This is a genomic window from Paenibacillus sp. JT31N11, from assembly GCF_056269285.1.
Genome location: NZ_JBWDNQ010000039.1, coordinates 1 through 12,425 on the forward strand (window position 1 = coordinate 1; position 12,425 = coordinate 12,425).

At 51.4% G+C, this 12,425-nt stretch carries 10 protein-coding genes; 6 read left to right on the plus strand and 4 right to left on the minus strand.

The features are described from left to right. The first annotated feature begins 586 nt into the window (after window positions 1-586). The gene (locus AC0YNV_RS40005) at window positions 587-910 is read left to right on the plus strand and encodes a helix-turn-helix domain-containing protein (protein ID WP_210040409.1); all 324 of its coding nucleotides are present in this window, start codon (window positions 587-589) and stop codon (window positions 908-910) included. Between the two features lie 62 nt (window positions 911-972). Here the strand turns inward: AC0YNV_RS40005 and AC0YNV_RS40010 are convergent, their stop codons facing one another. After that, window positions 973-3,093 (minus strand): ATP-binding protein, encoded by a 2,121-nt coding sequence (locus tag AC0YNV_RS40010; RefSeq protein WP_475773015.1) that lies wholly within the window; start codon window positions 3,091-3,093, stop codon window positions 973-975. A 47-nt stretch (window positions 3,094-3,140) separates the two neighbouring features. Between AC0YNV_RS40010 and AC0YNV_RS40015 the strand changes: the two genes are divergently transcribed. From AC0YNV_RS40015 to AC0YNV_RS40030, 4 genes are read left to right on the plus strand one after another with little or no spacing between them, the layout of a single operon-like run. Continuing rightward, window positions 3,141-3,869, plus strand: coding sequence for a response regulator (locus AC0YNV_RS40015; protein ID WP_210040405.1), 729 nt, complete (start codon window positions 3,141-3,143; stop codon window positions 3,867-3,869). After that, the gene (locus AC0YNV_RS40020) at window positions 3,856-4,722 is read left to right on the plus strand and encodes a class I SAM-dependent methyltransferase (protein ID WP_475773016.1); all 867 of its coding nucleotides are present in this window, start codon (window positions 3,856-3,858) and stop codon (window positions 4,720-4,722) included. The genes AC0YNV_RS40015 and AC0YNV_RS40020 overlap by 14 nt, the downstream gene beginning before the upstream one ends. Continuing rightward, entirely contained in the window at window positions 4,719-5,477 is a 759-nt protein-coding gene (locus AC0YNV_RS40025; RefSeq protein WP_475773017.1) for an RluA family pseudouridine synthase, read from the plus strand. The genes AC0YNV_RS40020 and AC0YNV_RS40025 overlap by 4 nt, the downstream gene beginning before the upstream one ends. Beyond that, window positions 5,474-6,808: a CapA family protein gene (locus AC0YNV_RS40030; protein ID WP_475773018.1), complete on the plus strand. Its 1,335-nt coding sequence runs from the start codon at window positions 5,474-5,476 to the stop codon at window positions 6,806-6,808. Before AC0YNV_RS40025 ends, AC0YNV_RS40030 begins: the two co-directional genes overlap by 4 nt. Before the next feature lie 136 nt (window positions 6,809-6,944). Here AC0YNV_RS40030 and AC0YNV_RS40035 read toward each other — a convergent pair whose 3' ends face one another. Then, window positions 6,945-7,352, minus strand: a complete 408-nt coding sequence (locus AC0YNV_RS40035; RefSeq protein ID WP_210040398.1) for a MarR family winged helix-turn-helix transcriptional regulator — start codon at window positions 7,350-7,352, stop codon at window positions 6,945-6,947. 193 nt (window positions 7,353-7,545) lie between these two features. Between AC0YNV_RS40035 and AC0YNV_RS40040 the strand changes: the two genes are divergently transcribed. After that, window positions 7,546-7,716: a hypothetical protein gene (locus AC0YNV_RS40040; protein ID WP_210040396.1), complete on the plus strand. Its 171-nt coding sequence runs from the start codon at window positions 7,546-7,548 to the stop codon at window positions 7,714-7,716. Window positions 7,717-7,722: 6 nt separating this feature from the next. Here AC0YNV_RS40040 and gyrA read toward each other — a convergent pair whose 3' ends face one another. Beyond that, window positions 7,723-10,158, minus strand: coding sequence for a DNA gyrase subunit A (gyrA, locus tag AC0YNV_RS40045; protein ID WP_475773019.1), 2,436 nt, complete (start codon window positions 10,156-10,158; stop codon window positions 7,723-7,725). Window positions 10,159-10,247: 89 nt separating this feature from the next. Next, on the minus strand, window positions 10,248-12,224 hold the full coding sequence (parE, locus tag AC0YNV_RS40050) for a DNA topoisomerase IV subunit B (RefSeq protein WP_475773020.1): 1,977 nt from the start codon (window positions 12,222-12,224) through the stop codon (window positions 10,248-10,250). Window positions 12,225-12,425 lie beyond the last annotated feature (201 nt).

The following is a 12,425-nucleotide window of genomic DNA, read 5'->3' on the forward strand; positions in this document are numbered from 1 at the left end:
GATGAGTTATCCATCTCGGTTGTCAGTGAAATGTACTGCAACCGTTAGATGAGTTATCCATCTCGGTTGTCAGTGAAATGTACTGCAACCGTTTGATGAGTTAATCATCTCGGTTGTCAGTGAAATATGTGCAGCCTTTATACGGGGAATTGCCCATCCGGCTGCCGGTAAATCATTTGTCCGAGTTGTCAGTACATATTCCCAACTTGTACAGACAATCCAGTCCGTAAATCCATCAATCACTTCGTGAACTGCTTATTTCCAGTGAAAATGCCTGTCCCATTTCAACCAATTTCGCTCAACTTGTACGTACAACCATAACAATAAGTATTGTACGCCCAAGCGGATTCTTTTTCAATACCTAATCTGCCCCCAATCCTGAACAAAAGGGCGGATGACAAATTTGAATCCATTCTAAATGGCCTAAAATCGATTAAATCATTGTTTTTCCCGTATTTCTTAGAGAAATTCACGGAATGCACTTGACATTGATACACTTTGTATCATAAATTACTAGTATATAGAATTAAAAGGTACCCGTTTGTACTAGGACTATTGTCCGGTGTGAACGTAAGGAGCTATTGCTATGACAATGGGAGATCGATTAAGGGAATTGCGATTGAGAAAGCGTCTATCGCAGGAAGACGTCGCCAAGCAGATTGGAATCACCCGATCCGCGTACAGCCATTATGAGATCAACAACCGCCAACCTGTTTACGAAACATTGAAGAAGCTGGCCATTTTGTTTAACGTAACGCTTGATTATATTATCGGCGGCGAGAGTACCAAGCAGGAACACAATGTTTCCCCGGATGCCTTTGAAATCATCCGCATTCTTAACGGCATGGACCATGACAAAAGAAAACAATCCATCGACCGGATGCTCGCTGTAATTAAGCAAGCCGAGTGACCTCTGTACAGCACGGCTTTATAATCTTTACAGCATGGCTTTATAATCTTTACAGCACGGCTTTATAAAATGAAAGCTGGAAGCGCTATCCAGATAGTTGTACCTATTCCAGGTTCGCTCTTGGCGCCGATTTTGCCGCCATGCGCTTCAACAATCTCTTTGGCAATCGCAAGGCCCAGACCGCTTCCGCCATCAGCCGAGTTCCGGGATATTTCTTTTTTATAGAAACGGTCGAATATATAGGGCAGATGTTCCGCTTCTATTCCGATCCCGGTGTCAGAGACGGTAATTAAAGCATCGTGGGAATCACGTCTATATGAAAAAGAAAGCGTTATCTTGCCCCCTGTTTGGGTATGCTTGATGGCATTGTAGACCAGGTTTGCCATGACCTGGTCTATTTTTGGCAGATCGAGCTGAAGACTGATCTGCTGCGGATCCGGATAATCGCTGCCGTCCTTATCCCCCATGTATTCACACTCAAAAGCGAGCCCTGCGCTGCGCACATCAATCTCGTACTGCTCGCAAAGCTGCTCCCGCCACTGCTCCAGGCTGACAGCCGCCTTGTCAAAACGCAGCTGTCCCGCTTCCAGCTTGGAGAGCTCAAAGAGATCATGGATCAGCCGTTCCAATCCGCCTACCTTGCCAAGCATCATGCGGACGTACCGCTGCCTCTGCTCCTCCGTGCTTACGACTCCGTCCTGAATAGCCTCAAGATACCCCTGCAGCAATGTAATCGGCGTTCGCAAATCATGTGAAATATTTGTCATTAAATGTCGTCTTGAGGTCTCCATCCGGCCAAGCTCCCGGTTCGCTTCCTCCAGCGTCTGGTTGGTCTGCTTCAGGGCGTCCGTTCTCTCCTCGATCCGTTCCTCCAGGTGCGCGTTCAATTCCCGCAGCTCATTGGACACCAGTTCAACCCGGCGAAGGGCGCTGGAGAAGCGCGTGGAAATGATAAAGGACTGCATCAATATAAAGAAAAACAATCCGAGCGGCACAAGCTGTGCATATACAAGCCATTCATTATAGAAAAACACATCATTAAATACGGTAAGAACAAAAACGCCCATACCGGCAAGAACAAAGCTTGCCCCTTCCCTTCTGTTCATCCTTGCAATGACCAGAACGACCAGGCAGTACAGCCCCACAACAAGGGCAAACAGCTGATAAAACAGCAGGATTTTGGAATAGATAATCGCCGGAACGATAAGAACGAAGAAGGTGAGTACAAAGCCGATGCCCATGATCGCTTTAATGGCTTTCCTGGACGCATCCTGCGGAAAGAGCCTGTATACGTACAAGTAACCTGAAATTGCGCATAACGGCAGTGATATGTAGCCCAGCTTTACCCCGGTTTCCCATGAGATCGGAAAAAACTGAAGCAAATATGAATCGCCGGTGACGCCCGCCCGTAAGGCTACGATCAAACACAGCAGGCCAAAATGAATCGTAAATTTCTCCTGCCTGCGGAATGCATACAACCCGATATGATAAATGCCAATAATCAGCAGGCTTCCGAAAATAACCATATCCTGGGCAGCCGACCATTTTTGCATGCGGAGCATGGAGTCGCTGCCCCCTAATCGGAATTCGACCCATATCCCGCCTTTTCGATGCTGAAAATTAGACACCTGCGCCACAATATCGATCTGCCCCGTTTCCGCCTTGAACGCCACTACGCTGGGATACTGCTCCGCCTTCGACGATTGACGGCTTGTCCCCACCGTGCCTTCCGAAGTCAAAAGCTCGCCATTGATCCACAGCTTGTAGGCGCTGTATATATTGGGCACCCGCAGGGCCAGCACCTGCTCCGTTGGATCGATCCGGACTGTCAGCCGGTAGGTGGCAAAACCCATCCCGTCCTTCAAACCGTAATCCCCGGGATAGCTGTTCCATGATTTCGGCACATCGACATAATGGCCTCCCGGAACATTCGAAGCCAGTTGCTCCGGCGTCAGCAGCTGGCGCGGATAGAATGCCCACTCCCCATTCAATGGCACGGCTCCCTCTTCCAGAAAAGAGCGGTTGCGAAGATCCAGAGTGCCATGCTCCGCTGCATGCTTGTGAGAGTCCCGGCTGTCTCCGCACCCTGCCAGAGCAAGGGGCAGTGTCAGCAATAAAATGAGTAAAATCAACAGACGGCGAATAAAAAACTCACTCCTTTTTTGAAAACGCTGATTGCCCATACCTCCCTCCATTAGATATAATGGTTCGAGATAGGGGAGGGTGTAAGATGAACGGCAGTAAAATTTTGGTGGTCGATGATGAACCGGATATTACCGAGTTAATTGCCCTATATATGGAACGGGAGGGTTTTATTGTCCATTCCACGGATAATGGAGAAGAAGCCATCACCCTTGCGGATGCATTGAAACCGGATCTGATCATTTTGGATATATCGCTTAAGACGCTCGACGGCTTCGAAGTTTGTACAAGAATTCGCGCTTCATCCGAAGTGCCCATCTTGTTCATTAGCTGTAAAAGCGATGATATGGATATTATACACGGTCTGAATGTGGGCGGCGACGACTATATCACCAAACCCTTCAGTCCCAGCCAGCTGGTAGCCAGAGTCAAGGCCCACCTGCGCAGACAGAACGTCTTCGAGCAGCAGCGCGCCGAGCGGGAATACGAGGAGGTTCTGAGCTACGACGGCTTAATCATCGATCTTCTGGCCAGGACTGTCCATGTTCAGGGGAAGGAAGTATTCCTCTCAGCCAAAGAATTCGAGCTGCTTGTCCGTCTGGCCAAGTCTCCCAACCGGGCGTTTGCCTTGAATGAGCTCTATATGATCGTTTGGGGTCATGACAGCATGGGGGATACACGGACCCTTATGGTTCATATCAGCAATCTGCGCAAGAAAATCGAGCCCAATCCGGCAAATCCGCTTTATATTCTGACGGTACGCGGTGTGGGCTATAAATTCAATTTCAAGGAAGGAAGTTCTCATGTACAACGCTGATCAATGGAAGGATTATGAACTACTGGATACCGGAGGAGGTGAAAAGCTGGAGCGCTGGGGCTCCTTTGTGCTCAGGCGTCCGGATCCCCAGGTGATCTGGCCGATCACAAGCGAAGCCGGCTTGTGGACAAGCGCAGACGGCCACTATCACCGCAGCTCGTCGGGCGGCGGCGAGTGGGAATTCCGCACGAAGATGCCCGATCGCTGGTCGGTCTCATACGGCGAGCTGAAATTTCACATCAAGCCTACCAGCTTCAAGCACACGGGGTTGTTTCCCGAGCAGGCTGTCAACTGGAGCTGGATGATGGATAAAATCCGCAGTGCCAATCGTCCGATCCGGGTATTGAACTTGTTCGCCTACACGGGCGGTGCAACTGTTGCAGCCGCTGCCGCCGGTGCAGAGGTCTGTCATGTCGATGCAGCCAAGGGCATGGTGCAGTGGGCCAAGGAGAATGCCCAGCTGTCCGGGCTTGAGAACCATCCCATCCGTTACATTACCGACGATGTGTTCAAATTCGTGCAGCGCGAACAGCGCCGCGGACGCGAATATGATGCCATTATTATGGACCCTCCTTCCTACGGCAGAGGACCAAATGGCGAAATGTGGAAATTGGAAGAGAATTTATATCCATTCCTGGAGTCCTGCAGAGCCATCCTGTCTCCGAACCCCCTCTTTGTCCTCGTGAATTCTTATACGACAGGCTTGTCCCCTTCTGTGCTGCATAACCTGCTGCATATGACAATCGGCCAGAAGTATGAGGGAACGATCCGATGCGGAGAAATCGGACTTCCGATTACGGCGTCGGGCCTGACCCTGCCCTGCGGTATATTGGGCCGCTGGGAGAGTCAATGATGAGTGGCGGGTATTCCCTGTCCGGCCCGGGGAAGCTGGCGGTTTTATATGAGGATAACCACCTGCTCGCCGTCGTCAAGCCGCCCGGCGTCCTCTCCCAGGAGGATGATACGGGCGAACCGGATATGGTGAATCTGCTGAAGCAGGATTTGAAGGAACGCTACTCTAAGCCAGGCAATGTTTTTGTCGGCCTCGTACACCGGCTCGATCGTCCTGTTGGCGGAGCCATGCTTTTTGCCAAAACTTCCAAAGCGGCCTCACGTCTGTCTGATTCGGTCCGCACCCGTTCTTTCGATAAGATCTATGTTGCCCTGGTCCAGGGAGCTCCTGAAGCATCCTCCGGCCGTCTGGTGCACTATCTGAGCAAGGACGCGAAGCGTAATATCGTTACCGTGTATGATCGGCCGGCAGCCGATGCCAAAGAAGCGGTGCTGGATTACGCCGTTGTCGCTAGCAGGGGCAGCTGCTCTCTGGTTGTTGTCCGCCTGCTGACAGGCAGATCCCATCAAATCCGCGCTCAAATGGCCGCAACCGGCTGCCCGCTGCTCTATGACCGGAAATATGGCGCGGCTGCGGTGGAGGGAGAACGGGATATCGCATTGTGGTCTGTATCAATCGGTGTGTCACATCCGGTAACCAAGGAATGGATGATCTTCCGCTCGCTTCCCCCCATGGAGGAGCCGTGGAACAGATTCGACGCGGAGGATTATTCCAGAGGGCTTGAGAAACTGCCTGCTTCAGGTGAACTGCGATGAGAATGCTGCGGCTTGTCATAACGGTAATCGTTCTTCTCCCGCTGCTGTCGGGCTGTATGGATACACCGAAGCTGAACGATAACCCGGGTATTGAGAAAAGCTCCGAAGCCGCAAACACGGATACGGATACAGATACGGAGCAGCTCCAACCAAAGCCGATTGAGTCTTCGCCTGCCGCGAAACCTCTTGACACCGAAGGGGAGCCCGCCAACGATATCGCAACTGAACCAGCTGTTGAAGAAACGGATCCAGCAGGAAACGATGAAGTTGTTCCAGATAGCGAAGCGGTATGGATGGCGGTCGGAGACATCATGATGCATATGCCCCAGCTGCCTTCTTCCTATGACGTGAAAACGAAAAAATACAATTTCAATCCCTTTTTCACTCAAGTGAAACCGCTTCTGGAGCAGGGCGATTGGACGCTTGGCAATCTGGAGACGCCCATCGCCGGCAAGTCGCTTGGCTATTCCGGTTTTCCGCGTTTTAATTCCCCCGTCGAACTGGCAAGCGCTCTTAAATATGCCGGCTTCAATGTGATCACCAACGCGAATAATCACGCCGTGGACCGCGGGGCGCAAGGCATTGACCTGACGTTAAAGCATCTGCTGGAACAGGACTTCACTGTCAAAGGAACGGCCAGATCCCGGGCGGAGGCGGACCACCTCACCCTTGTAGAGCACAAAGGAATACGCATGGGCCTGCTTGCGTATACGTATGACACCAATGGTATTCCACTGCCCAAGGATAAGCCTTACGCGGTTTCTCTGATCGACGAAGAGGCCATGGTCCGCGACATCGGCCGTCTCCATGAGGCCGGGGCGGATTTTATCACCATTGCCCTCCATTTCGGCATTGAATACCAGACGGCGCCGAATGACGAGCAAAAGGCGCTGGCCCGCAAGCTTATTGCTGCCGGTGCGGATATTATAGCAGGCTCTCATCCCCATGTGCTGCAGCCCTATGAGACCGTAGAAACGACAGAGCCCGATGGTTCTGTAAGACGCGGTCTGATCATATACTCGATGGGGAACTTTATTTCCAACCAACGCGGGGACACCAAGGATTACGGCGTGATTTACAAGGTTATGATTCATAAAAACAATACAACCCATCGTACGACAATCGGCGAAATTCAGACGATTCCGACATGGGTCTACCGCAGCGGAAACAAGGAAGCCTATAAATATGCGGTTGTGCCTCTTGCGCAGACGATTAAGAACCGCAGCCTCAAAGGACTTGCCTCTGCGGACTATTCGCTGCTTAGCAGGCAGCTGGCGCTGGTGAACAAACGATTGAATTCCATGGCGGTTCATGAGGCCATTGCCAAATAATCAGGCGGAGCAGCTTAAAGCTGCGCGGCCAGTCAGCAAAAAACGCACATCCGATTCAACGTGAAGATGAAGTCGGCTGTGCGTTTTTTTGTTTTTTACTGGAAATTAACTAAGAGGCCGCTATTGATGCACCTTATTATGAATTTGCGACTTTACCGAGCAGATAAACAAGCAGCTGCTGATTATGCGAGGAGATCCGGTCCAGCGCTTCTCCGATATACGCATCTCTTAATTCAATTCCGCGCTTCGCTTCCGACTCGCCTTTAGCGGTCACATTCACCCATACAATTCTGCGGTCATGATCATCGCGGCTGCGCGTCACCAGACCGCCTCTCTCCATCCGGTCAAGCAGGGTGGTGATCGCGGCGGGCGTCGTCGTTAGATAAGCAAGCAAATCCGAGGGCTTCATCGGCTGATGCTGAAGTAAAAGCTCCAGCACGCCCAGTTGGCCTTCCGTTAAACCCGGTGCAAGCGACTCCTCCAGATGCATTTTCCATTCCTTTGTCATCTTCATCCACAAGCGGGCAAACTCCGCAGATACCATTACCGTCACCACCTCAAGCTCTCTGTATTCTTACCTTCATTATATCATTGGCAAATGTCGGATTAAAGGTTAATGCAATTAATATTTTGCGCCATTAATCGAGTCTTTAGAGAACCTTTAGACAACATATGACATAGATTATCAATATGGGCTGTTGACCAGGATCGAATTGAAGGACAGGAGCGTGAAGAGAATGGATGAGCGTAAGCTGGCTTTGATACAGAAGTTGATTGACGCCGGAATTATATTAAAAGACCCACAATGGCTGGACCGGTTGAATGAACCGGCGCCTCTGTGGGTCGTTCTGGATATTTTGACGCAGTTTATGGAGCGCAGCGAGCCGCCTTATCAGCCGTTTGATTGAATTCTCTTATACCTTATGGAAGAAGGTTACGAGCGGGTCCTTCTTATCGACAGTGACAATGGCCTTGCCTGTCGACTTCCGGTCGCCGATAGGAGCTTTTTCCGTGGTCGTGGTGTGAGCTGCGCCCGATGCCGTGACGGCCAGCAATTCCCGCTCTTCTCTGCAGTAAAAGGCGCCGATAAGCTGCTCGCCGTTCGATCTTACCCGCTTGCCTTCCTTAAACTCAAAGCTGATCATGCCCTTGCCGCCCCGTCCCTGTATAGGGTAGTCCATAAGCAGCGACCGTTTGGCAAAACCGAGCTCGGTCAGGACAAGCACTTCTCCTTCATCTCCGGATACCCATTCCGCACCCACGATTTCGTCCTCCGGACGAAGCTGGATCCCACGGACCCCTGCAGCTACACGCCCCATCGCGCTCACTTCGCTCTCAATAAACCGGATGCTCATTCCAAGCTTGCTGACCAGCAGCAGTTCCTTGGTTCCATCGCTTGGGACAACCTTGAGCACTTCGTCGCCTTCCGAGACTTTGATAGCCGCGATAGCTGTGGAACGCGTTGAGCGGTATTCCTTCAAGTCGGTTCGTTTAACCTGGCCGCGTTTGGTGACGAATGCCAGCGACCGGCCCTGCTCTTCAAAATCCTTTACCGGAATGATGCTCACGATGGAATCATCCTTCGGAATCGGCACCACATTAACAACCGCCGTCCCCGCATCCTTCCACTTGAATTCCGGAATAAGATGAACAGGCAGCATATAATAATGGCCTTTGCGGGTGAACAGCAGGAGCTGTTCAATCGTGTTCACATCAAGCATGGTCCGGATAAAGTCGCCTTCCTTGACGCCTGCACTGGAGAGTTCTCCGCCTGATCGGGTAAAGGAGAGCTTCGAGGTCCGTTTGATATATCCATGCAGACTGAGTGTTACATACACCTCTTCAGCAGGCACGATAACCTCGAGATTCACCTTCAGCTCGTCGACTTCACCCTGAATGCCGGAACGCCGGTCGATTCCGAAGCTGCCGCGAATACCGAGAAGCTCATCCTTAATGACCCCAATCAGCTTTTTCTCACTGCCCAGAATGGACTTGTAATAGGCGATCCGTTTTTGAATTTCCTTCAATTCCTTCTCCAGCGAAGTAATTTCCAGATTCGTCAAACGATACAACTGGAGTGTCAGAATGGCATCCGATTGCCGTTCGGTGAATTCAAACTTCGAGACGAGATTGTTTTGCGCGTCCTGGCGGTTCTTGGAGGCTTTGATCGTGGCAATAATTTCATCAAGCAGATTCAGCGCTTTAACCAGGCCCTCCAGCACATGAGCGCGGTCCTCGGCTTTCTCCAATTCATATTTGGTGCGGAATGTAACGACTTCCCGCTGATGAGCAATATAAGCGGTTAGCATATCCTTAAGTCCCAGCTGCCTCGGGGTCTTGTTGACGATGGCCACCATGTTGAAATTATAGGTCACCTGAAGATCGGTTTTCTTGAGCAGATAGGCAAGGATCCCCTGCGCATCGACATCTTTCTTCAGCTCTACGACGATCCGCATTCCGTTTCGTCCGCTCTCGTCACGAACCTCGGCGATCCCTTCGACCTTTTTCTCGATCCGGATGTTCTCCATGGCGGTAACTAGGCGCGATTTGACGACTTGATACGGAATTTCGGTGATGACGATTTGTTGGCGTCCGGCCTTCATATCCTCAATGGCAACCTTCGAACGGATATAAATGCGGCCTTTTCCCGTCTCATAGGCTTCACGGATGCCATCTTCCCCCATGATCAGGCCGCCAGTCGGGAAATCCGGTCCCTTCACAATGGACATCAGCTGTTCCAGATTCAGATCCGGCTGCTCCATCACCGCAATACAGGCATCAATGACTTCAATGAGGTTATGAGGCGGAATTTCCGTGGCAAAACCTGACGAAATCCCGCTTACCCCGTTAACAAGCAAATTCGGGTAACGGGATGGGAGGACGACGGGCTCTTTGGTTGTATTATCAAAGTTATCCTTGAACAAAACCGTCCGTTTCTCAATATCCCGCAGAAGCTCCATCGCGATTTTGGAAAGGCGGGCCTCCGTATAACGCATGGCCGCTGCGGGATCATCATCCTGAGAACCCCAGTTGCCATGACCGTCAACAAGCATATGCCCCATTTTCCAGGGCTGCGCCATCCGGACCATACCCTCATAAATTGAAGAATCGCCATGCGGATGGTAATTTCCCATCACGTCGCCGACCGTCTTGGCAGACTTGCGGTAAGGCTTGTCCGGCGTGTTGCCGGCATCGTACATGGCGTACAGAATACGCCGCTGCACCGGCTTTAATCCATCGCGGACATCGGGAATCGCGCGATCCTGGATAATATACTTTGAATAGCGTCCAAATCGGTCCCCGACGACCTCCTCCAGAAACGCCGGCAGAAATTGTTCCATCATACCCATTTATGTTTAGCTCCTAACCTTTATTGCGGGGCTGGTACAGGCTGCATCGCTTAAGTGCGCGTTCCTCTCCAACCCCGCTTTATTGCGGGTTATTCTTCATACTCCGTAAAATCAACATTTTCCACGATCCATCGTTTGCGCGGATCCACTTTATCGCCCATCAGCGTCGATACACGGCGCTCGGCTTTGGCCGCGTCCTCGATCTGGACCTGAAGCAGCGTGCGGGATTCCGGATTCATGGTGGTTTCCCACAGCTGATCGGGATTCATCTCTCCCAGCCCTTTATAACGCTGAAGCTCAAACTGCTTGCCAAACTCTTTCAAATAGTTTTGCAGCTGTTCGTCAGTCCAGGCGTATCGAACCGTCTCCAGCTTGCCGGATTTGCGGGTAATCTTGTATAGCGGAGGCTGAGCGATAAATACCCGCCCCAGATCGATAAGCGGCTTCATGTACCGGTAAAAGAACGTCAGCAGCAGCACCTGGATATGGGCGCCGTCCGTATCCGCGTCGGTCATGATAATAATCTTGTTATAGTTGCATGACTCCGCATCAAACTCGGGTCCGATTCCGGCTCCGATTGCTGCGATAATCGCCTTATATTCATCGTTTTTGAGGATATCGGCGAGCTTTGACTTCTCCGGATTCATCGGTTTTCCCTTGAGAGGCAGAATCGCCTGATGCTTCGAATCCCGTCCCTGCTTGGCCGAGCCTCCAGCGGAATCCCCTTCGACGATAAAAAGCTCGTTGCGGGTGTAGTCCTTGGATTGTGCCGGTGTCAGCTTACCGCCCAGATTGGAGCTCTCGCTCTTCTTCTTGCCGCTGCGAATTTCCTCGCGCGCTTTGCGCGCTGCCTCGCGCGCCCTTGATGCCTGAATCGATTTTTTCAACAGCATTTGGGCAGTTTGCGGATTTTCTTCGAGAAATACCTGCATTTTATCCGAAACAATCGCATCAACTGCGCCGCGCGCCGAGGCGCTTCCCAGCTGGTCTTTCGTCTGGCCGACAAATTCCACTTCCGACATCTTGATGTTAATGACAGCCATCATGCCTTCGCGGAGATCATTTCCCTCAAGGTTCTTGTCTTTCTCCTTGATCAGCGAATTCTTGCGTGCATAATCATTCATCACCCGCGTATAGGCCGTCTTGAACCCCGTCTCATGCGTACCGCCGCCTCGGGTCGGGATGGAATTGACGAACGAGGCCATCGTTTCCGTATATCCGTCATTGTACTGCAGTGCGACTTCGACTTCAATATCGTCCCGCTCTCCGGTAAAATGAATGACCTCATGCAGCACTGTTTTCTCTTCATTCAGAAACTGGACGAATTGACGGGCGCCGCCCTCATAATAATAAATATCCTGTTTGCTGCTTCGCTCATCCTTCACGGAAACCTTAAGCCCCGAATTGAGAAAGGCAATCTCCTGAAGCCGTTCGGATAAGGTATCAAAATTAATGGCGATGTTGCCGTGGAATACACGGGCATCCGGCTTGAAGGTGACCTTGGTGCCGGTGCGGTTCGTATTGCCGATAACTTCAAGTCCGGTCGTCGGCTCGCCGACATGCTCCTTGCCTTTCTTGTCGACCCAATATTCGAAGCGCTGCTTATGGATTTTACCGTCACGGAAGATTTCTACCTCCAGCCACTCGGACAGCGCGTTCGTAACCGAAGCGCCAACGCCGTGAAGACCGCCGGATTTCTTATATCCCCCGCCGCCGAATTTACCTCCTGCATGCAGCATCGTATAGACGACCTGCGGAGTCGGAATCCCGGTCTTATGCATCCCTGTCGGGATACCCCTGCCATTATCGCGAACCATGATTGAGCCGTCATTATGGATAACGACCTCAATAACGGAGCAGAATTTTGCCAAATGCTCGTCAACCGCATTGTCGACGATCTCCCAGACGAGATGATGAAGTCCCGAGGTAGTCGTGCTCCCGATGTACATCCCGGGCCGTTTGCGAACAGCGGTTAACCCCTCCAGCACTTGTATATCGTCTGCTTCATAGTTGCGATCGGCAGCCGAAGAAGTTGCGCCCGCAAACAGATCCACCTGCTCAGTCATACACGTCCTCCTAAAAGTTTTGTGTGATACAACTTGATGTACTTCAGCGCGAGCACAAAACTCGCTTCGTAAGTATAATCCAAGTTTTTGCGCGGCTCTGCCTAATGGAACCAGAACATGGTTCCCTTAAGCAAAAACTCGCTTCGTAAGCGTTACTTAAGTTTTGTGTGATACAACTTGATGTACTTCAGCGCGAGCACA